This window comes from Glycomyces rhizosphaerae (assembly GCF_042647865.1).
Lineage (GTDB): Bacteria > Actinomycetota > Actinomycetes > Mycobacteriales > Micromonosporaceae > Glycomyces > Glycomyces rhizosphaerae.
The window spans coordinates 583,566-607,183 of record NZ_JBHRWO010000021.1; the positions used below are offsets into that span (position 1 = coordinate 583,566).

The window sequence follows — 23,618 nt, forward strand, 5'->3', positions numbered from 1 at the left end:
TGCTTACCATCACCCCGAGTACGGGACAGTGAACCCGTCCGGGAGGGCAACGCCATGAGAGTTTTCTACCGCATCCTCGCGTACGTCATCGCCGCAGAGGTCGCGATCCAGGCCGCGTTCATGGCCTATGCCATTGCCGGCCTCGGGATCTGGATCGAGGACGGCGGCATCCTCGACAAGGCGGTCATCGAGAGCGACGAAGCCCCGTTCGACGAAGTCATCGGGTTCGCCGTCCACGGCATCAACGGCATGATGATCATCCCCGCCCTCGCGCTGATCCTGCTCATCGTGTCGTTCTTCGCCAAGGTCAAAGGCGGCGTCGCCTCGGCCATCGGCATCCTCGTGCTGGTGGCCCTCCAGATCTTCCTCGGCCTCTGGGGCCACCAGGCCGCGATCTTCGGTCTCCTGCACGGCCTGGTCGCGTTCGCGGTGTACGGAGCCGCCTTCATGGCCGGGTACCGCGCCACCAAGCCCGCGCCGAACCCGGAGCCCGTGGCCGGGAATGCTCCTCAGTAGACGCGCCAAGACCCTCACCGCCATCGCCGCCGCAGCCTTGGTGCTGGCCCCGGTGGCCTGGTTCTGGCAGGCCAGCCTGCTCCCCGACTCCTTCTCGGTCGAGGACATGGGCCACCACGACCACGGCGGCCACGACCAAAGCGCGTCCACCGCCCCGACAGCGGTGGACGCGCTCACCGTCCCCGGCGACCTCGAAGCCGACGTGCGCACCACCCTCACCGCCGAGCAGCGGCGGTTCACCCTCGCCTCCGGGCGGGAGGTCGACGGCTACACGCTCAACGGCTCCTCGCCGGGCCCGGCGATCCGCGCCGAGCAGGGGCAGCTCATCGAGGTCACGCTCGTGAACGAGTCCGTCCCCGACGGCGTCACCTTGCACTGGCACGGCGTCGACGTGACCGGCGCGATGGACGGGGCCGCGGGCGTCACCCAGGACGCCGTCGCGATCGGCGGCGAGTTCGTCTACCGGTTCTTCGCCGACCAGGTCGGCACTTTCTGGTACCACTCGCATCAGGTCTCGCACGAGCAGGTTCTCGGCGGCCTGCTCGGGCCGCTCGTCATCACTCCGGCCGCCGGGCCGGTCGCCGACGTGGACGCGCTGGCGCTGGTGCACCTCTACGACGGGAAGCGCACCGTGAACGGCCGCGACGGCGAGGACCGGGTGGCCGCCGAGCCCGGTGACACGGTCCGCGTCCGAGTCGTGAACACCGACTTCGGGAAGATGCGGGCCTGGGTCGACGGCGCCGCGTTCCGCCTGGCCGCCGTCGACGGCACCGAGCTGTACGAGCCCCCGGAGGAGGAGGGCGTCGCGGTGACCGTGGCCGGGGGCGGCCGGGCCGACCTGGAGTTCACCGTGCCCGAGAGCGGCGCCGTCCGCGTCAATCTGAGCGCCTCGGCGGCCTTCATCGTCGGCGAGGGTCCGATCGAGGCCTCCGAGCCCCCCTCGGCGACCCTCGACCCGCTCCACTACGGAACCCCGGCCCCGCTCGGCATCGACCCCGGTGCGGCCGACCGCGAGTTCGAGTTCGCGATCGGGCGGCGGCCGGGCTTCCTCGACGGCAGGCCGGGCCTCTGGTGGACCGTCAACGGCCGCATGTACCCCGACGTGCCGGTGTTCACCGTCGCCGAGGGCGACATCGTCCGGATGCGGATCACCAACGACAGCGGCGAGTCCCATCCGATGCACCTGCACGGCCACCACGCGGTGGTGCTCTCCCGCGACGGCGTCGCCGCGACCGGCAGCCCCTGGTGGATCGATTCGCTCGAGGTCGACGACGGCGAGTCCTACGAGATCGCCTTCACGGCCGACAACCCGGGCATCTGGATGGACCACTGCCACAACCTGCCCCACGCCGCCGAAGGCCTGACCGCGCACCTTGCCTATGAGGGCGTCACCGAACCGTTCCGCATCGGCGGGCACGCCGGCAACCACCCGGAATAGAACGAGCGACGGGCCGCATCGAGATTCGACGCGGCCCGTCGCCTTGGTCCGTGCCGGGGGGCGGGTCGGGGTCAGACGCCTCCGGCCAGGAGCTTGGTGAGGGTCGTGTCCATGTCCACATAGCCCGATTCACGGCCGCGGGGCACCAGGCTGTAGGCCCGGCGGAGGAATCGCTGCACGACGCCGCGGTTGATCTCGAACAGCGCGTTCCCGTCCGGAGAGGACAGTGCCAGCGCCACCGACTCGCCCCTCGGGGTGGTCCACGGCCAGACCCGCACGTCGCCGATCCCGGTGGGTTCCTCGAGGCCCTTCGCGAGCAGCTCCCGCGAGAAGGACCAGGCGACCTGGTCGGCATCGGTGCCGTCGGGGTGGAACATGACGCAGACCGCGTAGGGATCGTCAGGGTCGTAGCGCAGGCTCGCACGCACACTGACCGTCGCGAAATCGGGCGCGACGAGCCGCATGGTGGTGCCGATATCGACTGTCGCCGATCGTGCCATGCTCATAGCGTTACCCCCCAGTGTGCGACCGGCTCCCCCCGAAGCCAGTCGTCATTCCAATCCGCCGCCGCACCGGAGGTCCGGAATCTCGGCCGCGAACAAGTCGTGATTCAGGTCTATCATTCAAGCCGTTGCACCGTACGACGATCCGCAAGACCGAGACCGGCGCGTTCAGTTGATTCAGGGGCAAAATCCGACAAAAGGCCACCGCCAATACTCCGTCTATGTCGTAATTACAACAACGTCCTTCACTCTTTAGCGGTACTATTCCCGATCCCCAGTACGGCCAGTCGCCAAAGGGCGTTACGACTCGGTTGCGAATCCCTGAAATTATCGGAGTGAATCGGGCGCGTACGCGGTGATAGCGTTTGACTCACGTTCTCTGACTCCCTGAAGGGGCGAACCATGGGCCAGGCGCAATGGACCGAAGTCGACACGTTCCTCTCGTCGCTGCTCGTCGGCGAAGACGAGGTCCTCACCGAAGCGACCGCCGCGGCGAAGCGCGCCGGGCTGCCGCCGATCTCGGTATCCGCCGCACAGGGGAAGCTCCTGTACCTGCTGGCGAAGATCCAGGGCGCCAAGCGCGTGCTGGAGATCGGGACGCTCGGCGGTTACAGCGCGATCTGGATGGCGCGGGCCCTGCCCTCGGACGGGCACCTCGTCAGCCTGGAGTACAGCCCGCGGCACGCCGAGGTCGCGAGCGGGAACATCGCCCGCGCCGGGCTCGTGGGGATCGTGGAGATCCGCGTCGGCGCCGCCGCGGACACCCTGCCGAAGCTGGCAGCCGAAGGCGCCGAGCCGTTCGACATGGTCTTCATCGACGCCGACAAGGGCGGCTACCCGAACTACCTGGACTGGGCGCTCAAACTGACGCGCGTGGGCGGCCTCATCGTGGCCGACAACGTGGTGCGCGGCGGGGCCGTGGCCGACGGGCTCAGCCGGGACCCGAACGTGCAAGGCGTCAGGTCCTACCTCGAGAAGGTCGCCGCGGACCCGCGGCTGGAGGGCACCGTCATGCAGACCGTCGGAGTGAAGGGCTACGACGGCCTCTCGATCGCCCGCGTCATCGCCTAGAACCAGCCGCGCCGAACCGCGCGAAATCGGTGATTGACCAGGCCCGGTTCGGGGTACAGGCTGGGCATGAGGATCGCGATGGTGTCCGAGCATGCCAGCCCGCTGGCCGAGATGGGCGGCGAAGACGTCGGGGGCCAGAACGTCCATGTCGCCAGTCTGGCTGCGGCCCTGGCGCGGCAGGGCCACGAGGTCACCGTCTACACGCGACGCGAGCGGCCCGACGTCGAGGCGCTCGTGATCGCCGCCGAGGGCTACGCGGTGGTGCACATCGACGCCGGGCCGGCGGAACGGATCTCGAAGGACCGGCTGCCGCACTACATGGGCCGCTTCGCGAAGCGCCTCGGGGAGACCTGGGGGATCGAGCGCCCCGACGTGGTGCACGCGCATTTCTGGATGTCCGGCCTGGCCTCGCTGCGCGCCGCCCAGCCGCTCGATGTGCCTGTCGTGCAGACCTTCCACCTGCTCGGCAGCGTCGAACGCCGCCACCTGGGCCCGGCCGACACGAGCCCGCCCGAGCGGATCGGCGTCGAGCGCGAGGTCGCGGCCGCCTGCGCGGCGATCATCGCGACCTGTGAGGACGAGGTGGCCGAGCTGGCCGCCATCGGCGTCCCGGAAGGGAAGGCCGCGGTGGTGCCCTGCGGGGTCGACCTCGACCGGTTCTGCCCCGTCGGACCGGCGGCGGGGCGCGACGGGCAGCCGCGGCTGCTCGCGGTCGGGAGACTGCTGCGGCGCAAAGGGTTCGACACGGTGATCGCGGCCCTGAGGGAACTGCGCGATGTGGAGCTGGTGATCGCCGGAGGCCCGGCCGAAGGGCCGGTGGAGTCCGACCGGGAGGCCGCGCGGCTGCGCTGGGTGGCCGAGGAGTGCCGGGTGTCGGACCGGGTGCTCATGCCCGGGCGGGTCCTCCACGAGGCGATGCCCGCGCTGTACCGCGCGTCCGAGGTCGCGGTGTGCACGCCTTGGTACGAGCCGTTCGGGATTGTGCCGCTGGAGGCGATGGCCTGCGGCATTCCGGTGGTGGCGACGGCCGTCGGCGGCATGCGGGAGACCGTGGAGGACGGCGTGACCGGCACGCTCGTCGACGGGTACGACCCGTCGGCCATCGCGGCCGCGGTGCGCCCGTACCTGATCGACCCGGGACGCCGGGAGGCCGCCGGCCTCGCCGGACGGGCCCGCGCCTGCGCCCGCTACTCCTGGGACGCGATCGCCGCCGAGACGCTCAAGGTCTACGAGACGGTCGCCGGATCGTAGCGGCCGTACTCGGCGCCTTCACTTGACGGCCTCACCCGACCGCGGCCTGCGTCTCGATCACCTCTGCGCCTGCACAGATCGCGCCCGCGCAGGTCCTCAATGGTCTTCTCGCGTCCCACCCGACTGGTGCCAGGTTTGCCCGCGAACAGCACGGGTAATCGAATATTGCCGATATGTGCGTTACGCCACCAGGGCAGGAGGCCACTGTGAATCCCTTGAGCGACAACGATGAACACCTCGACGGATCGCTGGACCCGCCCACCGCCCGCGGCACCGTCCTCGTCCTGCGCGCCCGCGGCACCGGCGACCTCCTCACCGCCGTACCCGCCCTCCGCGCACTGCGAAAAGCCTGCCCCCACAAGCAGATCGTCCTCGCCGCGCCCGAGCGCCTACGGCCCCTCGCCGACCTCGTGGAGGCCGTCGACCGGCTCCACCCGACCACCGGCGTCGGCGACCTCCAATGGCGCAGCGCCGCACCGGAGCTCGCCGTCAACCTCCACGGCCAAGGCCCCGACAGCGTCCGCGACCTCCTCGGCACCGGCCCCACCGAGCTCATCGCCTACAGCCACCCCGAACTCCCCGACGTCCCCGGGCCGCGCTGGCGGCCCGAACTCCACGAGATCGACCGCTGGTGCCGCCTGCTCGACGAGTCCGGCATCGCCGCCGACCCCACCGACCTGCTGCTCCCGCCGCCGCCCACGCCGACGCCGCACGTGGGCACCGTCGTCGTCCACCCCGGCGCGGCCGCCGCCGCCCGCCGCTGGCCCGCCGACCGCTTCGCCTGGGTCGCAAGACAACTCCAAGACGACGGCCATGACATCGCGATCACCGGCGGCGCCGACGAGATAAGCCTGGCACGTTCGGTCGCGGCCGCAGGGGGCATCGCGCCGTGGCGCGTCCTCGCCGCGCACACCGGCCTCGAAGAACTCGCGGCCGTCATCGCCTCCGCGCGGCTCGTGCTTTGCGGGGACACCGACATCGCGCACCTCGCGACCGCGTTCGGGACGCCGTCAGTGGTCCTCTTCGGACCGAAACCGCCGACGCTGTGGGGCCCGCCGCCGTGGCGCCGCCGCCACCGCGCACTGTGGGCCGGGCACACCGGGGACGCCTCCGCCGACCGGCCCGACCCGGGCCTGCTCGAACTCGACGAGCACCGAGTGCTGGCCGAGGCCCGCAGCCTGCTGGAGCGCTACCCGTTCTGAGCGGTCAGCGCCGCTGGTAGTCCGCGAAGCGCCGCAGCACGAGACCGATGAGCCGGGTCATGAGCCGCCGCGGCCGGCGGGGGAGCAGGTGCGCCTCGGGCCAGTTCTTCAAGTCCGGCACCACGTAGCCCTTGTCGTGGTCGAGCGCCCTCAGCGACTGCTTCACGATCTTCGCCGGGTCGGCCAGGAGCCAGCCGAGGCGCTGCTCGTCGTACCTGATGCCGTTCGCGATCGGGAAATCGGTGTCCACCGGCCCCGGGCACACCGCCAGCACCCGCACGCCCGTGCCCTTCGTCTCGACCCACAACCCCAGGCTGTAGTTCACGACGAACGCCTTCGTCGCCGCGTACAGCGACATGTACGGCTGGGGCTGGAAACCCGCCATCGACGCCACGTTCACCACCGCCCCGGACCCGCGCGCGACCATGCCCGGCATGAACCGCTGCACCAGATCGGCGACCGCCACCACGTTCACCATCGCCACATCGCGGTTGTAGTCCGCGTCGATCTCCGCGTCCCGCCCGAACGTGCCGATCCCCGCGTTGTTCACCAGCACCTCGACCTGGATCCCGGCCACCGACACCGCGTCCGCGATCCGCGCGGCCGCGCCCGGCGCCGCCAGGTCCTGCGTCACCACGATCGCGTCCACCCCGTAGCGCTCGTGCAGCTCGAGCGCCAGCGCCTCCAGCTTCGCCTCCGAACGGGCCACGAGGACCACGTGGTGTCCGCGGGCCGCCAACTGGCGGGCGAACGCCGTCCCGAGCCCCGCCGAAGCGCCCGTGACCAGCGCCCACGTCCCCTCGCCCATACCGGCCCCTCTCCGCGATAATGGAAAAGCAGGCCCCAGCCTAGCCACCTGCCGACACGCCCCAGTGACTCCGCAGGCAGCGGCGTCGGCGGCCGCGAGCCGAGGGGTAGGCTTTCCCCTACCATGTCGATACCGGCCAATCCCATCACGCGGCGACTGGCCCTTCCGGGCTGGTCAGTCCTGCGATTCAGCCTCACGCTCATAGCGGGGGCCCTTCTGGCCGCCGCGATCATCACCGGGGTGTTCGTCATCTTCTGGGTCGGCATCCCCGTCGCCGTCGCCGTCCTCCTCGCCATCCGCGTCTGGGCCAACACCCAGCGCCGCATCATCGGCGAGCAGCTCGGCCTCGTCATCCCGGCCCCGTACCGGCCTCGTCTCAAAGGCCGAATCGACCAGCAGGCCCTGTGGCTGATCCGCGAAGCCGCCACCTGGCGGGACTTCGCGTGGCTCGCCATCGACGCGACCCTCGGCTTCTTCGTCAACCTGCTCTACCTCGGCGTCTTCAGCGTCGCCGTCTACTACCTCGTGCAGCCGTTCCTGCTCGTCACGGTCTTCCACTCCTCGGAGACCCCGTTCGTCAACGACTTCGGTTTCTACGATTTCGACACGCCCGCCAAGACCCTCATGCTCGTGCCGCTCGCACTCGCCTGCGGGGTCGCCTGGTGGCGCTGGGGCGAGCTGTTCCTGCGCTGGTACGCCCATCTGGGTGTGCTCCTGCTCGGCCCGACCGCGAACGCCCTGCTCACCGCCCGCGTCTCCGAGCTGCGCCAGGCCCGCGACCAGACCGCCGACCACGCCGCCGCGGAACTGCGCCGCATAGAACGCGATCTGCACGACGGCGCCCAGGCCCGCATCGCCGCCCTCAGCCTGACCCTCGGCATGGCCGAGGAACTGCTGCACAACGACCGACCCGACAAGGCCGCAGCACTCGTCGGCGAGGCCCGCCAGGCCTGCTCCGACGCCTTGGAGGAGATCCGCCAGCTCGTGCGCGGCATCCACCCGCCCGTGCTCGCCGACCGCGGCTTCACTGGAGCGCTGCAGGCGATGGCGCTCGACCACCCGTTGCCGGTTTCGGTAGTGGACCGGCTCCACGACAAGCTCCCGGCCCCGCTGGAGGCCGCCGCCTACTTCGCGACCAACGAGGTCTTCACCAACATCACCAAGCACGCTCAGGCTTCACAAGTCCAGGTCGTCGTCAGCCGCGGCGACGACCAAGTGGTCATCGAAGTCCGCGACGACGGGGTCGGCGGCGCGAACTTCTCCCCCGGGGGCGGACTCGACGGCGTGCGCCGCCGCCTCGCCGCCTTCGACGGCACCGTCGAGGTCGACAGCCCCGAAGGCGGGCCCACCACCGTCACCATGACGATCCCCGCCGCCGCCATCGTCCTCGGCAGCGCCGATAATTGAAGTGAGCCGCAGCCGGACTGAATCGGCCGCCGCTGACAACTGAGCTTGAGGAGCACCATGGACGTCGTCCTCGCCGAAGACCACTCGCTCCTGCGCGACGGCCTCACTCGCCTGCTCGAGGCCCATGACTTCCGCGTGGTCGAAGCAGTCGACAACGGGCCCGCGCTCGCCGCGGCCCTGCTCAAGCACCGGCCCGATGTGGCCGTGGTCGACATCCGCCTCCCCCCGACGTTCACCGATGAGGGCCTGCGGGCCGCCATCGAGGCCCGCCGCCACATCCCGGCCCTGCCGATCCTCGTCCTCTCCCAGTACGTCGAGCAGCTCTACGCTCGCGAGCTCCTCGGCGACCGCCGCGGCGGCGTCGGCTACCTCCTTAAGGACCGCGTCTCGAACGTCGGCGAGTTCATCGAGGCCCTGCGCCGCGTCGCGGCCGGCGGCACCGCCATGGACCCCGAGGTGGTCGCGCGCCTGCTCGGCAAGCAGCAGAACCGGCTCGACGCGCTCACCCCGCGCGAACTGGAAGTCCTGGGCCTCATGGCGGAGGGCCGCACGAACGCCGCGATCGCCGCGAGCCTTTTCATCACCGAGAAGGCCGTCGGCAAGCACTCGGCGAACGTCTTCCGCAAGCTCGGCCTCGGCCAGTCCGAGGACGACAACCGCCGCGTCCTCGCCGTCCTCGCCTACCTCGAAGGCAACTAAAGGCCCCTTCGCTTTCACCGTCCCGTTCGGCACCGCGAGCGCGCCGATCCCGTCGAACGGCCACGTCGTCGGGGGTCTACGCCCCCTGTGACGCGGGGCGGCAATGGTCCGAAACGCACTGATCCGCCCCACTGCGCCCGAGCTCTCACGAGGCGAGGATTAAGCGGTCCGACGAATCGAAAGCGAGGACGTGCGATGGCCACTCTCACGCAGACGGGCTCCACTTCGGCCGCCATTCCGGCGGCCAAGGGGCCCAAACCCATCCACGGCGACGTTCGCGACGTCGGACGCCAGTCGCTGGTCTACCTGTTCCTCCTCGTGCCGATGGCCGCGCTCGCGGCCGCCGTCCCGTTCGCGTGGACCACGGGCCTCCTCAGCTGGACCGACATCGCGCTCAGCGTCGGCTTCTACCTCCTCACCCTCCACGGCGTCACCGTCGGCTACCACCGCCTGTTCACGCACGGCTCGTTCAAACCGAACCGGGCCGTGAAGATCACGCTGGCGATCCTCGGCAGCATGTCGGTGCAGGGCCCGCTCATCACCTGGGTCGCCGACCACCGCCGCCACCACGCGTTCTCCGACAAAGAGGGCGACCCGCACTCGCCTTGGCTGTACGGCACTTCCGCCTTGGCCATGAGCAAGGGCTTCTGGTACGCGCACATGGGCTGGATGTTCGAGGCGCGCAACACCACCAACGAGGAGCGTTTCGCGCCCGACCTGCGCCGCGACCGCGACCTGGTGATGATCGACAAGCTGTTCTGGGTGTGGACGGTGGCGACCTTCTTCCTCCCGGCCATCCTCGGCGGGCTCATCACGATGTCCTGGATGGGCGCCCTGACCGCGTTCTTCTGGGCCAGCCTGGTCCGCGTCTCGGCGCTGCACCACGCAACGTGGTCGACGAACTCGATCTGCCACATGATCGGCGAGCGGCCCTTCAAGAGCCGCGACAAGGCCGCGAACTTCTGGCCGCTCGCGCTGCTCTCGGGCGGCGAGTCCTGGCACAACTCCCACCACGCCGACCAGACCTGGGCCCGTCACGGGGTCAAGCGCGGCCAGATCGACACCTCCGCCCGGATCATCCGGATCATGGAGCAGGCCGGCTGGGTCACCGACGTGAAGTGGCCTACGCCCGAACGCGTCGCGAAACTCACCGCCGACTAGCGTTTCCGCAGGACCGGCGCGCGCGATCGGACCGATCAGGATTCGAGAAGCGCGTGTCGGACCCCGCCTCTAGAGTGGCTTTCATGAGCAAAGCCGCCAACAAGACCCCTAAGACGCCCGCTGAGCATGTGGCCGACCGCCAGGACCTCATCCGGGTCCACGGCGCTCGGGTCAACAACCTCAAGGACGTCAGCGTCGAGATCCCCAAGCGCCGCCTGACCGTGTTCACCGGAGTCTCCGGTTCGGGCAAGAGCTCGCTGGTGTTCGAGACGATCGCGGCCGAGTCGCAGCGGATGATCAACGAGACCTACAGCGCGTTCCTGCAGGGCTTCATGCCGAACCTGGCGCGCCCCGACGTCGACCTCCTCGAAGGCCTGACGACCGCGATCATCGTCGACCAGGAGCGCCTCGGCGCCAACCCCCGCTCCACCGTCGGCACCGCCACCGACGCCAACGCGATGCTGCGCGTCCTGTTCAGCCGCCTCGCCGAGCCGCACATCGGCCCGCCGACCGCCTACTCCTTCAACGTCCCCAAGCGCACCGCCAGCGGCATCATGACCGCCGAAAAAGGCAAGGGCGAGAAGCAGGTCGTGCGCAAGGCGATCTACCACGGCGGCATGTGCGCCCGCTGCGAAGGCACCGGCCTGGTCAAGGACATCGACCTGACGCAGCTGTACGACGACGGCAAATCGCTCAACGAGGGCGCGATCACGGTCCCCGGCTACAAGGCCGACGGCTGGATGGTGCGGATGTACTCCGAGTCGGGCCTGGTCGACCCCGACAAGCCGATCCGCAAGTACACCAAGAAGGAACTCGACGACTTCCTGTACCGCGACGCGACCAAGATCAAGATCGCCGACATCAACATGACCTACGAGGGCCTGATCCCACGGATCCAGAAATCGATCCTCGCCAAGGACCGCGACGCCATGCAGCCGCACATCCGGGCGTTCGTCGACCGGGCGGTCACCTACGGCACCTGCCCCGACTGCGACGGCACCCGGCTCAGCGCCGAGGCCCGCTCCTCGAAGATCAACGGCCAGACCATCGCCGACGTCTGCAACATGCAGATCACCGACCTCGCCGGATGGCTCCGCACCGTGAAGGACCCGTCGGTGGCCCCGCTGATCACCGGACTGCAGCACCTCTTCGACTCGCTCGTGGAGATCGGCCTCGGCTACCTCTCGCTCGACCGCCCCTCCGGCACGCTCTCCGGTGGCGAGGCGCAGCGCATCAAGATGATCCGCGCCCTCGGCTCCGCCCTCACCGACGTCACCTACGTCTTCGACGAGCCCACCATCGGCCTCCACCCGCATGACATCCAGCGCATGAACGACCTGCTGATCCGCTTGCGCGACAAAGGCAACACGGTCTTGGTGGTCGAGCACAAGCCCGAGACCATCGCGATCGCCGACCATGTGGTCGACATCGGCCCCGGCGCGGGCACCGACGGCGGCCACGTCTCCTACGAAGGCACCCTCGAAGGGCTGCGCGCCAGCGGCACGGTCACCGGCCGCCACCTCGACGACCGGGCGAAGCTCAAAGCCGACATGCGCAAACCTTCTGGCGCACTGGAGATCCGCGGCGCGACCGCCCACAACCTCAAGAACGTGGACGTCGACATCCCGCTCGGGCAGCTCGTCGTCGTCACCGGCGTCGCGGGCTCGGGCAAGAGCTCCCTCATCGACGGCTCACTGTCGAAGCGCGAAGGCGTCATCACCGTCGACCAGAGCGCCATCAAAGGCTCGCGGCGCTCGAACCCAGCCACGTACACCGGGATGCTCGAGCCGATCCGCAAGTCCTTCGCGAAGGCCAACGGCGTGAAGCCGGCGCTGTTCTCGGCCAACTCCGAGGGCGCCTGCCCGACCTGCAACGGCAACGGCATGATCTACACCGAGCTCGGGTTCATGGAGACGGTGGCGACCCCGTGCGAGGACTGCGAGGGCAAGCGGTTCGAGGCGTCCGTGCTCGAGTACAAGCTGGGCGGCAAGGACATCAGCGAGGTCTTCGAGATGTCCGTGGCCGAGGCCGAGGCGTTCTTCGGCGCCGGCGAGGCCCGCACCCCGGCCGCGCACGCGATCCTCGACCGGCTCGTCGACGTCGGCCTCGGCTACGTCAAGATCGGCCAGCCGCTCACCACCCTCTCCGGCGGCGAACGCCAGCGCCTCAAGCTCGCTGTCCACATGGGCGACAGCGGCGGCATCTACATCCTCGACGAGCCGACCACCGGCCTCCACCTCGCCGACGTCGAGAACCTGCTCGCCCTGCTCGACCGGCTCGTGGACGCGGGCAAGTCGGTCATCGTCATCGAGCACCACCAGGCGGTCATGGCGCACGCGGACTGGATCATCGACCTCGGTCCCGGCGCGGGCCACGACGGCGGCACGATCGTCTTCGAGGGCGCGCCCGCCGACCTCGTGGCCGAGCGCAAGACGCTGACGGGCAAGCACCTCGCCGAATACATCGGGGCCTGACGGTCGCATCGATCGGTCCCGCGAGGACATAGCCGGACGGAACGCCCGCGACGCGTCGCGGGCGTTCCGCATTGTTGGCCCGTTCGGTCTCGCGGTGGCAAAATGTTGCAGGTGACCAGCCGACCGACCTCTGAACAGCGCCTGCGCGACCTCGCGATGCTGCGCCGCGTGCGCGACCGCATCGACCGCGAGTACACGGAACCGCTCAACGTCGAGGCGCTGGCGCACGGCGTGCACGTCTCGGCCGGGCACCTCAGCCGCGAGTTCAAGGCCGCGTACGGCGAATCGGTGTACTCGTACCTGATGACGCGGCGCATCGAACGCGCGATGTCCTTGCTGCGCATGGGGGAGCTGAGCGTGACCGAGGTGTGCTTCGCGGTCGGGTCCTCCTCACTCGGGACGTTCAGCACCCGGTTCACGGAGCTCGTCGGCATGCCGCCGAGCGTCTACAAGGAGAAGGCCGCGGACGCGACCGAGGGCCTCCCGGCGTGCGTCGCGAAGCAGATCAGCAGACCGATCAGGAATCGAGAAGCACCGGCCGCGGCCGAGAAATAGGGTTGCCAGTATGGACATCAACATTTACCAGGCGTACCTGCCGCAGAACGATCCTGAAGCCGCCCTGGAGTTCTACCGGGACGTGCTCGGCTTCGAAGTCCGCAACGACGTCGGCTACGAGGGCATGCGCTGGATCACGGTCGGCCCCGTCGGGCAGCCGGACGTCTCCATCGTCCTGCACCCGCCGGCAGCGGACCCGGGCATCACCGACGAGGAGCGGGTGACCATCGCCGAGATGATGGCCAAGGGCACGTACGCCTCCATCAACCTGTCGACCCCCGACCTCGACGAGGTGTTCGCGAAGCTCCAGGAGACCGCCGAGGTCGTCCAGGAGCCGACCGACCAGCCGTACGGCATCCGCGACTGCGCCTTCCGCGACCCGGCGGGCAACATGGTCCGCATCAAGCAGCAGTAGCCGAGTGTCGTAGAGCCGCACCCCGGCCGAATTTCGACCGGGGCGCGGCGACGTCAAAGGCCCCACGCCCGCTGAATTGTCGGCCCCGCCAGGCACCCTTGTGACTGGGGGCCTTCGGTTCCGCCACACCCGATCTCGGGGGCCGGACCAGTTCCAACGCTGTGAGCGAGCCCACCAAACTTCACTGACACTAGATGTCAGTGAACCCGGCGCACACTCCTCTCCATGACGATCACCGCCCGCGGCGGCGAGCGCGAGCCCGCGTCCGCCGCCTCTCCGACCGCCACGCCCGCTTCGGCCACACCCACTGCTCCGCCCGGCTCCAGGCCCCCGGCCGCCACCGCCACGCTGCCGCCTCCCAGCCGCGCCGAACGGCTCCTGCTGCCCGCCACGTTCATCACCAGCCTGGGCAACGGCATCCAACTCGTCGCCTCCGCGGTCCTCGTCTTCACCACCGGGCAGAGCGCGCTCGCCGTCGGCTGGCTCTTCATCGCCGTCTCGATCCCGCCCGCGCTGCTCTCGATCTGGTTCGGCACCATCGCCGACCGCTTCGACCGCCGCACCCTCTGCCTCATCGCCGACCTGGTCAGCGCCGCAGCCGCCCTCGTCCTCCCGGTCGCGATGCTCGCCGGAGCCGCCCCCGGTCCGATCGCCTACGGCACCGCTTTCGCCCTCTCGCTCCTCGCGGCCCTGTTCATGCCCGCGAGCAACGCGCTCATCAAAGAACGCGTCCACCCCGCCCGCGTCGCCCGCTTCAGCGCCCACTACGAGATGGCCCTCCAACTCGGCACCCTCCTGGCCGCCTCCATCGGCGGCTTCCTCATCCACTTCGTCGGCACCACACCGCTGTTCGTGTTCAACGGCGCGACCTTCCTGGCCTCGGCCGCGGCCATGTGGGCCCTGCGCCGCGCACCGCACGAGACCGCGACCGTCGAACCGGTCGACGAACCGGACGAAGTGGACGGTGCATCGCTGCTGCGACTCGGCTTCCTCTACGCGCTCTGCCAGGTCATGACGATGGTCAGCAACACCACCCTCATCGTCCTCGTCTACGAGGGCTTCAACCGGGGTGCGGGGGTCTACGGGCTCGTCGACGCGCTCGCCGGGGTCGGGTTCTGCATCGCGGCGGCCTGCTACCCCAAGATGAGCGGGCGGTTCGGAGAGCTGCGGACGGCCCTGGTCGGCGGCATCGGATGCGCGCTGTTCTCGTTCGTGTTCCCGATCCACTTGGCGGCGTTGCTGATCGGCATTCCGCCCGCCGCGTTCCTGGTCGGACTGTCGCGGGTGGGGATGCGGTCGCTGCTGCTGGCGGCGGTGCCGGAGCGGCGGGCCGGGCGGCTCTTCGGTGCGATCAACGCGGCGGGCCTGGGCCTGGCGGCGGGAATGACGGTGCTGATCGCGTACATCGCCGACACGACGCACATCCGCTACGGGTTCTACCTGCTGGGAGCCGTCTGTGCCGTGGCCACGGTGGCGACAGCGGTGACGTTGCGAGGCAAGGTGAGCGAGGCCGGCGTCGACCGGCCGCCGCTCGCTGCCTGATCTCGGCGGCGAGCGTTGGCAGCAGTGTCACAGAGCGACGGTTCCGGACAGGACGACTTCGGCCCGTCCGCCCACCCACAGACGGCCATCCTCGCTGCTGATGTGGATACGTCCCCGCCGGCCCATCGCGGTCCCCTGGGCGGCGACATACGGTGCCCGAGCGCGACCGGTCGTGATCAGCCACTCTGCGGCCGCCGCGTTCAGACTTCCCGTCACCGGGTCCTCGCGCAGAGGCTCCTCACCTTCGGTGAAGAACGCCCGCAACTCGAACGCCGCCTCAGCGCCGGGATCGTGGGCGCCGATCACGCCGATGTCCCATCGTCCTGGATGCGACGACGCGTTCGGCCGCAGTTCGAGCACGGTGCGCGCACGGTCGAGCAGGAGGCCCACCCAACCGGGACCGTTGTCGAGCCACTCGGCATCCATCACCTGGTCGCGCCCGATCCCGAGAATCTCCACCAACGCATTCACCGTTACGGGATCGACTGGGCCGGAACGCAAACGCCTGGGCGCGGCAAAAGCGAGCCGGCCCTCCTCGATGCGCACGGGAACCAGTCCTGCACCGCATTCCTGCACCACCACGCTGGGATTCGCGGGAACGCCGCCGGCGTCCAGCCACGCCCGTGCCGTTCCCAGCGTCGGATGTCCCGCGAAAGGCAGTTCGGTGTTCAGGCTGAAGATGCGCACTCGATAATCCGCACCCGGCGTTGTCGGAGCCAGTACGAACGTGCACTCGGACAGGTTCGACCACAACGAGAATCTCCGCAGCGTCGCATCGTCGAGCCCCTCCGCGTCAAGCACCACGGCGACCGGGTTCCCCGTGCAGGAGCCTTCACCGAACACATCGACCTGACGGAACCGACCATTCATGCGGTCGAGATTATCTGATGCTCCATCCGGTGCAGTGGGTCTGGTGATGGCGTTGACACATCGGCCCCGGTCAGGTCAGGTCGGCCACGAGCAGCTTCGGTGAGGCCTCGAAGCCGTTGCGGGCGTATACGGGGATCGCCCGCGTGCCGGATTGCACCGTGATCTTCTGGATGTCGAGGGCGCGGGCCTGTTCGATCACGGCGGTCACGAGTCGGCTGCCGATGCCGCCCGCGCGTGCTTCGGGGATCAGGTAGACCGATTGCAGGTCGCCGGTGAGCCGGAGCGGGGACTCCGGCGTCGGCACGCGTTCGAAGACCGCCAGCCACGCCATGCCGATCAGTTCGCGGTCGCGGACCGCGACCATGCAGCGGTGGGAGTCGGTGTGTTCCCTTGCCCAGTCGGCGAAGTGGGCGGTGAAGGTGTCGCGCGCGATGGCCGGGGGCGGATAGTTCTCCAGTTCCCAGTGCCAGCGGAGGCCGGCGACGGCCTCGAATTCGTCGACGTGCGCGGGGCGGACCTCGACGGGGTGGTTCTCGGCAGCGACCATGCGTTCATTCTGGCCCCCGAACACAAGGGTGCCGCGAGGGTCCGACAGTTGTGTTCTGGCCCTGGTCAGGCGTGGAGGGCCGCTGCTTCCAGGGCGAGTTGGCGCATGAGGTGGCGCAATGAAGCCGGTTCGAGGACTTCGACGCCGCCGAGGCGCAGGAGTTCGCCCGCGGCATGGGCGTGGGTCTCGATCGGGACGGTCGCGACCGTCCAGCCGTCGTGCTCCACAGTGCCCTCGCCGATGGCCGCCACCGAATCCGCGTCGAGGTTGTCCGGGGCCTTCGCCACCGCCTCCGGCGAGAACCGCACCAGCGCCTTGCCCTGGTAGCGGCGGGTGTCGAAGTCGTCGAGCTGCTTTGACCACCAAGCTGCCAGGTCGAAGTCCTCGGGGCGCTCGAAGGTGTTCTCAGTCTTCTTGGCCGCCAACAGGTTCGTCACCTTGTACATCCGCGCCGGACCGGATTCCACGGTCGCCACCAGGTACCACTGGCCGCTCTTCAGCACCAGGCCGAGCGGGCACAGCTCCCGCTCGACCTCCTTCGGCTCGGCCCACCGCCGGTACCTCACGCGAAGCCGCCGCCGCTCCCAAGCGGCATTGGCGACCAACGCCAGGAACGGCACCGGTTCGGCCCGCCGGAACCAGCCCACGACATCGAGATGGAACAGTCGCTTCGCCGTCTCGGCCCGCTCCCGCTGGGCCTTCGGCATCGCGGCCGAGAGCTTGAGTTCGAGGGCCGCCAGCTCGGTCTGCAGCCCCAGGTCGGCCGCCGCCTCCGGGACGCCCGTCAGCGCGAGCGCTTCGGCCTCGCCTTCGGTGAGGCCGGTCAGCTTGGTCCGGTACCCGTCGAGGAGCCGGTACCCGCCCGCGTGGCCGCTCTCGCCGTAGATCGGAATGCCTGCGGCGGCAAGGGCTTCGGCGTCGCGGTAGACGGTGCGGACCGAGACGCCGAGCTCCCGGGCGAGGCGCTCAGCGGTCATGCCCCCGCGCTGTTGCAGCAGGAGCAGCATCGAGACGAGACGACCGGCGCGCATACCGCCAGTATCGCCGACCGGCGGATCGAAGGCCTGCGCTCGTCCCGCAGACCGCAGCGGTCGGTCTTTACCGGCTCGCGCTCGGCGCGTTCGCCAGGCGGTCGAGGAGTTCGCCGAGGAGGGCGCGTTCGCCCTTGGAGAGGAGTCCCGGCGCCTCGTCGAGTATCGCCTTCAGGCCGGCGGCGCGCTGCGAGAATTCGCCCGAATCATCTTGGGCCGCACCGGTGATGGAGGCGATCACGGACTCGCGCAGCCGCGGCGACAGGTCGGCGTCGCGCTCCTCGGGGGCCGTCCCGATGAGGTTCAGCGTCACGCCGGAGCCGGCGGCGTGCAACATCGCCACGCCAGTCTCGACGGCGACCTTGAGCCGACCCGCCTCCGCGATGCGCTCGACGATCAGGTGCAGCAGCTCCGACGCCCGCTCCGCGGCCGCCGACTGGTGGCCGGGAGTGCGCTGCCCGTACATGAGCAGGTAGTGCGCCGGGTTCTCCAGCCCGAACTGGACGTGCAGGTCCCATCCGGCGCGCAGGTCCTCGACGGGGTCGTCGGTCAGGACCAGGGCGTGCTTGCGCCCCAGGTAGTTCTCGAACCCGATCGACGCCACCGCGTCGAGCAACCCGCCCATGTCGGTGAAGATCCGGTAGATTGTCGGCGGCTGGACGCCCGCGGCAGCACTGACGGCGCGGGTGGTCACCTGGTCGATCCCGTGCTCTTCCAGCAGTTTCGCCGCTGCCTCGACGATCCGGTCCTTGGTCGTTTCCCGTTCGCTCACGTAACAACGATAACATTTTTCCGCTAACCGTGGTTGCATTTCGACGGAAACGATGTATTGTTATCACTGATAACAACGATTCTTCGGGAGCACCGCATGAAGACCACTGGCAACACCATCCTCATCGCCGGAGGCACCTCCGGCATCGGCCTCGCGCTCGCCCGCCGCTTCCACGAAGCCGGCAACAAGGTGATCGTCGCAGGCAGGCGGCGCCACCGCCTCGACGAGATCACCGCCGCGCACGGGATCGAAGGCGAACTGCTCGACATCACCGACGAAGCCTCGATCCGCGGTCTCTTCGAAACGGTCACGGCCAAGCACCCGGACCTCAACGCGGTCATCGCGATGGCCGGGATCATGGAGCCTGAGCAGGTGCTCGATCCCGGTTCGCTCGACATCGCCGAGCGCACCATCGAGACCAACCTGCTCGGCCCGATCCGCCTCGTCCACACCTTCGCGCCGTTCCTGACCCGGCAGCCCGACGCCGCGATCCTCACCGTGACCTCCGGTCTGGCGTACGTCCCGCTGGCCGCCACGCCGACCTACAGCGCCACCAAGGCCGCGATGCACTCTTTCACCGAGAGCCTGCGCGAGCAGCTGCGCGGCACCTCGGTCCAGGTCATCGAGATCGCCCCGCCGCTCGTGCGCACCAGCCTGATGGGCGAGGGCACCGACAACGACAACGCCATGCCGCTCGACGAGTTCACCGCCGAGGTCATGGGCCTGCTCGAATCAGAGCCCGACGCGGCGCAGGTCCTCGTCGAGCGCGTCAAGCCCCTGCGTTACGCCGAGGCCGACGGCACCTACGAGAAGGTGTTCGCCATGCTGGCAGGTCGCTGAGTTCGACACTGAGCCCGGCCGATTTGATCGGCCGGGCCTATTGTGGACCTGCCTCGATCCAGGGTTTTCACTCGACCAATTCGACAGATTCCGCCTTGCGGGACGCGTGCGTTCCGTACGGTCGCTCCTTGAGTGTGTCCTTTGACCATTGAGGAGCGTGTTCGTGAGATTTCGAAGCCGGTTGTCCACTATCTCCGGCCTGGTGGGCCTCCGCTCGCCGGGCGGAGGAACAGACCGTCGATCCGTGGTCGGCGTCGAGCGAACCGTCGCCTGGGCCGGCGCGTCCGCGCTGCTGCTCGCATTCCTGATCCCCGGCGCCGCGAGCGCCGACCCGCTGCCCGCGGAGTACAGCGGCTCGACCCACGGCAACGCGATCAACTTGGACGTCACCGCGGCTGCGCAGACCATCGACGCCGCGCTGGGACACTCGTCCACCGCCGTCGACAGCAACGGGGACCCGCGCGCCCACGCGGAGTCCGCCAACCTCGAAGCCGGCGCACTCGGCATTCCGGTCAGCGTCGTCTCCGACGAGGCAAACTCCGACAACACCACGGCGACCGACAGCTATGACAGCGGATTGGGCCAAGTGGATGTCGCCGGGCTCCTCGACACCGGTGCCCTCGTCGGCACGGGATCGACGAACTGGGCCGGCGACCTCGCCTGCGTCCCCGATGGGACGCCCATCGCAACGGCGTTCACCAGCGTCGCGAGCACCAGCCTCGACGTCCCCGATGTCAACCTCCTGAACGCCGGCGAGCTGGAGACCGAGGGCGAGACGACCCTCCAGAGCGGATCCGTGGTCTCGACCAGCTCCGGCAGCTTGGAATCGCTGTCGCTCATCAACGACCTGGTGGAGGTCGAGGTGGAGACCAATCCGGTCCTGACCGCCGACTCCGACGGCACGACCGGAACGGTCACCACCAACGACTACGGCATCGCCGTCACCGTCAACGGGGTCACGACCATGCTCGGCGCCGGCGAATCGATCACCGTCAACCTCAGCATCCCGTCCGTCGCCAGCGCGGACCTGACGATCAGCGTCGGGGAGCTCATCGACAGCTCCTCGGGTGCGCTCGCATCGGGGTCGCTGACGTTCGTGAGCATCTCCGGGTCCGTCTCGGCTCTGGGAGGCGCCGAGCTCGCGAGCCTGGCCCTCGACCTGCTCCCGCTCGAAGCGACGGCGCTGGCACCGGAAGGCGGCGTCGAGTGCGAGGCGCTCGACGCGCCGGTGATCACCTCTCCGACCGAGGGGGAGTTCACCGACGAGTTCCCGACCATCGAGGGCACCGGCGTCCCCGGCGCCACGGTCACGGTCACCGAGGGCGGCACTGTCATCGGCACCGCGGTCGTCGCCGATGACGGGACTTGGTCACTGGTCCCGACCGTCCCGCTCGCTCCCGGCGAGCACACTATCGAGGCCACCCAGGAGATCAACGGGCTCGTTTCGGCTGCTTCCGATCCGGTGTCGTTCATCGTGGACACCACGGCGCCCGCGGCGCCGATCATCACGAGTCCGGCTGGCGGCGAGGAGACCGGTGACACCACACCGACCGTCACCGGTGAAGGCGAGCCCGGGGCCACGGTCGAGGTCAGCGTCGACGGCGAATCCGTTGGCACGGCGGTCGTCGCCGATGACGGCACCTGGTCGCTCGTTCCGAACAGCGAACTGAGCTGTGGTGAGCACGAGGTCACCGCCACGCAGACCGACGCGGCAGGGAACACCTCGGAGTCCTCGGACCCCGTGGTCTTCACGATCAACTGCTTGGTCTCGGCGGCGCTGCCGACCACCGGTTCGCCGCTGAACGTGCCGCTGCTGGCGTCCGGAGCGCTGCTCCTGATGGGTATCGGCGTCGTGATGGTCAGGTGGCGGAAGGGGCAGACCGCCGCTTAACCGCAATGCCGCTCAGTTAGGGCCTGGCGATGACGGCGATGCGGTTGCGGTGCGCAGCCGCCGTTCGGGCAGCAGGTGGTCGATCACCTGCTGCCCGATCAGTCCTTTCAGGGCAATGGTCTCGGAGTCGATGATGTACTCGGCTCGGCTGATTTGGTCGTGGGCGGCTTCGACGGCGTGGCCCGGCCGCCAGCAGCACCTCCAAGGGCTCTTTGAAAGTGGTTTCGGCTGCGCCCTACCCTGTGGCATCATCGGCGGATGCTGAGACTCACCGATTTCATCATCGACTGCCTGGACACGATGAAGCTCGCCGCCTTCTACTCCGACGTGACGGGTCGCCCCGTCAAGGAAGACAGCGACGCCGATTGGGCAGGCATCACGTTCGGCGAGATCGAGCTGGCCTTCCAGCGCGTGGACGAATACTTCGCCCCGACTTGGCCCTCCAACGAGCACCCCAAGCAGTTCCACCTCGACTTCGAAGTCGACGACATCGAGGCCGAGCAGCGTCGCGTCATCGAGCTGGGCGCGACGCTGAAGAAGGACCACATCGGGCCCGAGGGCTACGGCTTCCGTGTCTACACCGACCCGGTCGGCCACCCGTTCTGCCTGTGCCGCAATAAGGGTGTGGTCTGGCAGGGCGATGTGCCGGTGTGGCCCAACAAGAGTTGAGACTGCGACGACCGACCGCCGGGCCCGAACGCGGGCCCGGCGGTCGGTTCGTCTGCTACGTCCACAGCTCGTAGCTGTTGCAGTTGAAGTTGTGGCCTCCGGCCGACGAGGTGATCTCGAAGCCGAACGCGATGTGGTCGATGCTGACCTGCGGCATGCGGCCGTTGGCCACCAGCCACTGGCAGTGCGCGGTGATGTCGACCCACGAGTCGGTGGTGTGGTTGCGCGCCAGGAAGCTGTAGACGGCGTTCGCACCGTTGCTGCCCTGGTAGAGGGCCCAGTCGCGGCCGCCGAGGTTGACGTCGGTGACGTAGGAGCCGATCGCGCCGACGGCGCCGTGCCACTGCGTCCAGATCATGATCTCGTGGTCCGTGCCGTTGCCCCACACGTCGAACGTGGTGCAGTAGGACAGGCCCGAGCCCGAGGGCACGGTGACGTTGTGGTTGCTGGAGACGTTCCCCATGTTCCACACGTCGCGCCCTAGGTCGAAGCCGACGTGCGGGTAGGACTTGACGCCGCCGGTGTTGGGGTGGTCGGCCCAGACACCCCAGTTCGAGTGGGAGTTCGCCCAGATGGACTGGGGGCCGGCGCCGCTGCCCCAGACGTGGTTGTTGACCGTGTAGGCGCCGTCCGTCCACTTCCCCCAATTGTCGGAGGAAGACCAGTTGGCGGCCTGTGCCGGGGATTGGAGGGCGCCGACGGCGCCGGCGGTGGCCAGCGGTGCGGTCAGCGCGGCGGTGAGGAGCGATCTGCGTCGCATGACGAGTGCGCCTTTCTCGAGACGTTTGGTTTCATCCATCGAAATTCATTAGATGAATGTCGATATGTTAATTAGAGCACGTGACTAAACTAAAGTCCATACCCGGCATAACCTGCTATATCCGCAAGAGACGGGCGGCTCGGTGCGAGACGGGCGAACCACGGAAAAGGCGCGTGTTCAGCGCTTTGACGGATCGAGCCGACCGCGGCCCGTGCTCGCGATGCCGGGTCGCGCCGTGTGTCACCGCTTCGCGAGGCCTTCACCGACCGACGCGTATCGGGGTTTCCAGTCGAGTTCGGTGCGGGCCTTGATGTTGTCGATGCGCATCGAGGTCTGCGCCATGAGCGCTTCCAAGTACGGGCCCACAAGGCGGAGCAGCCAACGCGGTGCGGTCACCGGTCGGGGTGTGCCGTGCGCGCGGGCGACCGCGCTGGCGAACTCGCCCCAGGTCGTCGGGTTCCCGTCGGCGATGTTGTAGGCGTTGCCGGGACGGCCGTGCTCTAGCGCCGCGATGGCGGCTGATGCGGCGTCCTCGATGTGGACGAAGGCCGCCTCGCCTCCGCCGCCGCGGGGAGCGACTGGAGTGCGTTTGCGCATCAGGTCGGCGAAGAGGTCACTGAAGGCGCGCGGCCCGTAGAACATGCCGTAGCGCAAGGCGATGCCGTCGACGCCGCTGGCTGAGAATGCAAGGCGCTCGGCTTCGGCCGCTGCACTGACGACCGGGTCCGCGTAGTGACCGCGGAGGGCGCCGAACGGGTCGTCTTCAGTGAGTGGGCGAGTTCCGTGGTTGTGGTAGCCATAGCCCGTGACCAGTGATTGGACGACGAAACGACTCGCGCCGACCGATGTGGCGGCTTCCAGGAGATGTTCGGTTCCCTTGGTGCGCAGGGCGTTTGTGGGGTCGTCTTGACGGAGCCGGGGGCTGGCGCCGCGTAGCGCGGTGGCCTGGTGCATGACCGCGTCGGCGGTGCGGCCGTCGAGGGCTGTCAGGAGTGCGTTGCGGTCCATGACATCGGCGACCACGGCGACGGCCCCGAGGTTCTCGACCAGGCCGCGGTTCGCGGGGTTCCGGATGATGGCGATGGACTCGTGCCCGTTGTCGCGCAACGCCTTGAGCAGCGGGCGGCCGATTGTGCCGGTCGATCCTGCGAGTATGACCTTCATCAGTGCTCCTCTGGTTCGGGGTGGCCTGCCCG

Annotated in this window: 23 protein-coding genes; 15 read left to right on the forward strand and 8 right to left on the reverse strand. The window is 69.0% G+C overall.

Translation table 11 applies throughout. The annotated features are described in order from the left end of the window. Nucleotides 1–54: 54 nt before the first annotated feature. Together ACFO8M_RS23030 and ACFO8M_RS23035 are read left to right on the forward strand one after the other, a co-directional pair. Nucleotides 55–516 (forward strand): hypothetical protein, encoded by a 462-nt coding sequence (locus ACFO8M_RS23030; protein WP_387979952.1) that lies wholly within the window; start codon nucleotides 55–57, stop codon nucleotides 514–516. Then, complete coding sequence (locus ACFO8M_RS23035) at nucleotides 503–1,954, forward strand: multicopper oxidase family protein (protein WP_387979953.1); 1,452 nt, start codon at nucleotides 503–505, stop codon at nucleotides 1,952–1,954. Before ACFO8M_RS23030 ends, ACFO8M_RS23035 begins: the two co-directional genes overlap by 14 nt. Before the next feature lie 71 nt (nucleotides 1,955–2,025). Here ACFO8M_RS23035 and ACFO8M_RS23040 read toward each other — a convergent pair whose 3' ends face one another. Next, on the reverse strand, nucleotides 2,026–2,460 hold the full coding sequence (locus ACFO8M_RS23040) for an SsgA family sporulation/cell division regulator (protein ID WP_091043033.1): 435 nt from the start codon (nucleotides 2,458–2,460) through the stop codon (nucleotides 2,026–2,028). A gap of 399 nt (nucleotides 2,461–2,859) precedes the next feature. Here ACFO8M_RS23040 and ACFO8M_RS23045 point away from each other — a divergent pair, with 399 nt between their 5' ends. The 3 genes from ACFO8M_RS23045 (at nucleotide 2,860) to ACFO8M_RS23055 (ending at nucleotide 5,981) form a co-directional block, all read left to right on the forward strand. Then, entirely contained in the window at nucleotides 2,860–3,528 is a 669-nt protein-coding gene (locus ACFO8M_RS23045; RefSeq protein ID WP_387979955.1) for an O-methyltransferase, read from the forward strand. Between the two features lie 66 nt (nucleotides 3,529–3,594). Then, nucleotides 3,595–4,779, forward strand: coding sequence for a glycosyltransferase (locus ACFO8M_RS23050; protein WP_387979957.1), 1,185 nt, complete (start codon nucleotides 3,595–3,597; stop codon nucleotides 4,777–4,779). Nucleotides 4,780–4,994: 215 nt separating this feature from the next. After that, nucleotides 4,995–5,981 (forward strand): glycosyltransferase family 9 protein, encoded by a 987-nt coding sequence (locus ACFO8M_RS23055; RefSeq protein WP_387979959.1) that lies wholly within the window; start codon nucleotides 4,995–4,997, stop codon nucleotides 5,979–5,981. 4 nt (nucleotides 5,982–5,985) lie between these two features. On the opposite strand, the gene ACFO8M_RS23060 is transcribed toward ACFO8M_RS23055, so the two are convergent. Then, on the reverse strand, nucleotides 5,986–6,789 hold the full coding sequence (locus tag ACFO8M_RS23060) for an SDR family NAD(P)-dependent oxidoreductase (protein ID WP_387979961.1): 804 nt from the start codon (nucleotides 6,787–6,789) through the stop codon (nucleotides 5,986–5,988). 123 nt (nucleotides 6,790–6,912) lie between these two features. Here ACFO8M_RS23060 and ACFO8M_RS23065 point away from each other — a divergent pair, with 123 nt between their 5' ends. The 7 genes from ACFO8M_RS23065 to ACFO8M_RS23095 all read left to right on the forward strand — a co-directional run bounded on the left by ACFO8M_RS23065 (nucleotide 6,913) and on the right by ACFO8M_RS23095 (nucleotide 15,042). After that, nucleotides 6,913–8,196 (forward strand): sensor histidine kinase, encoded by a 1,284-nt coding sequence (locus ACFO8M_RS23065; protein WP_387979962.1) that lies wholly within the window; start codon nucleotides 6,913–6,915, stop codon nucleotides 8,194–8,196. Between the two features lie 57 nt (nucleotides 8,197–8,253). Then, nucleotides 8,254–8,895 carry a LuxR C-terminal-related transcriptional regulator gene (locus tag ACFO8M_RS23070; protein ID WP_387979964.1) on the forward strand — a complete coding sequence of 214 codons (642 nt, stop codon included), beginning with the start codon at nucleotides 8,254–8,256 and terminating at the stop codon, nucleotides 8,893–8,895. Nucleotides 8,896–9,090: 195 nt separating this feature from the next. Continuing rightward, nucleotides 9,091–10,056 (forward strand): acyl-CoA desaturase, encoded by a 966-nt coding sequence (locus ACFO8M_RS23075; RefSeq protein ID WP_387979966.1) that lies wholly within the window; start codon nucleotides 9,091–9,093, stop codon nucleotides 10,054–10,056. A gap of 83 nt (nucleotides 10,057–10,139) precedes the next feature. Continuing rightward, entirely contained in the window at nucleotides 10,140–12,530 is a 2,391-nt protein-coding gene (locus tag ACFO8M_RS23080) for an ATP-binding cassette domain-containing protein (RefSeq protein WP_387979968.1), read from the forward strand. 102 nt (nucleotides 12,531–12,632) lie between these two features. Continuing rightward, nucleotides 12,633–13,085 carry a helix-turn-helix transcriptional regulator gene (locus tag ACFO8M_RS23085; protein ID WP_387979969.1) on the forward strand — a complete coding sequence of 151 codons (453 nt, stop codon included), beginning with the start codon at nucleotides 12,633–12,635 and terminating at the stop codon, nucleotides 13,083–13,085. Nucleotides 13,086–13,095: 10 nt separating this feature from the next. Beyond that, nucleotides 13,096–13,500 carry a VOC family protein gene (locus tag ACFO8M_RS23090; protein WP_387979971.1) on the forward strand — a complete coding sequence of 135 codons (405 nt, stop codon included), beginning with the start codon at nucleotides 13,096–13,098 and terminating at the stop codon, nucleotides 13,498–13,500. A gap of 225 nt (nucleotides 13,501–13,725) precedes the next feature. Continuing rightward, nucleotides 13,726–15,042 carry an MFS transporter gene (locus ACFO8M_RS23095; RefSeq protein ID WP_387979973.1) on the forward strand — a complete coding sequence of 439 codons (1,317 nt, stop codon included), beginning with the start codon at nucleotides 13,726–13,728 and terminating at the stop codon, nucleotides 15,040–15,042. A 27-nt stretch (nucleotides 15,043–15,069) separates the two neighbouring features. Here the strand turns inward: ACFO8M_RS23095 and ACFO8M_RS23100 are convergent, their stop codons facing one another. From ACFO8M_RS23100 to ACFO8M_RS23115, 4 genes are all read right to left on the reverse strand, one after another. Beyond that, nucleotides 15,070–15,912 (reverse strand): PhzF family phenazine biosynthesis protein, encoded by an 843-nt coding sequence (locus ACFO8M_RS23100; protein ID WP_387979975.1) that lies wholly within the window; start codon nucleotides 15,910–15,912, stop codon nucleotides 15,070–15,072. 70 nt (nucleotides 15,913–15,982) lie between these two features. After that, nucleotides 15,983–16,459, reverse strand: coding sequence for a GNAT family N-acetyltransferase (locus ACFO8M_RS23105; RefSeq protein ID WP_387979977.1), 477 nt, complete (start codon nucleotides 16,457–16,459; stop codon nucleotides 15,983–15,985). 65 nt (nucleotides 16,460–16,524) lie between these two features. Next, nucleotides 16,525–17,490, reverse strand: coding sequence for a helix-turn-helix transcriptional regulator (locus ACFO8M_RS23110; protein WP_387979979.1), 966 nt, complete (start codon nucleotides 17,488–17,490; stop codon nucleotides 16,525–16,527). Nucleotides 17,491–17,557: 67 nt separating this feature from the next. After that, nucleotides 17,558–18,262 (reverse strand): TetR/AcrR family transcriptional regulator, encoded by a 705-nt coding sequence (locus ACFO8M_RS23115; RefSeq protein ID WP_387979981.1) that lies wholly within the window; start codon nucleotides 18,260–18,262, stop codon nucleotides 17,558–17,560. Nucleotides 18,263–18,358: 96 nt separating this feature from the next. Here ACFO8M_RS23115 and ACFO8M_RS23120 point away from each other — a divergent pair, with 96 nt between their 5' ends. The 3 genes from ACFO8M_RS23120 (at nucleotide 18,359) to ACFO8M_RS23130 (ending at nucleotide 21,662) form a co-directional block, all read left to right on the forward strand. Then, nucleotides 18,359–19,102 (forward strand): SDR family oxidoreductase, encoded by a 744-nt coding sequence (locus tag ACFO8M_RS23120; protein ID WP_387979983.1) that lies wholly within the window; start codon nucleotides 18,359–18,361, stop codon nucleotides 19,100–19,102. Between the two features lie 163 nt (nucleotides 19,103–19,265). Beyond that, nucleotides 19,266–20,993, forward strand: coding sequence for an Ig-like domain-containing protein (locus ACFO8M_RS23125; RefSeq protein ID WP_387979984.1), 1,728 nt, complete (start codon nucleotides 19,266–19,268; stop codon nucleotides 20,991–20,993). A 258-nt stretch (nucleotides 20,994–21,251) separates the two neighbouring features. Then, complete coding sequence (locus ACFO8M_RS23130) at nucleotides 21,252–21,662, forward strand: VOC family protein (RefSeq protein ID WP_387979986.1); 411 nt, start codon at nucleotides 21,252–21,254, stop codon at nucleotides 21,660–21,662. Nucleotides 21,663–21,717: 55 nt separating this feature from the next. Here ACFO8M_RS23130 and ACFO8M_RS23135 read toward each other — a convergent pair whose 3' ends face one another. After that, the gene (locus ACFO8M_RS23135) at nucleotides 21,718–22,422 is read right to left on the reverse strand and encodes a GH12 family glycosyl hydrolase domain-containing protein (RefSeq protein WP_387979987.1); all 705 of its coding nucleotides are present in this window, start codon (nucleotides 22,420–22,422) and stop codon (nucleotides 21,718–21,720) included. Nucleotides 22,423–22,662: 240 nt separating this feature from the next. Then, nucleotides 22,663–23,586, reverse strand: a complete 924-nt coding sequence (locus ACFO8M_RS23140) for an NAD-dependent epimerase/dehydratase family protein (protein ID WP_387979989.1) — start codon at nucleotides 23,584–23,586, stop codon at nucleotides 22,663–22,665. Between the last annotated feature and the right edge of the window lie 32 nt (nucleotides 23,587–23,618).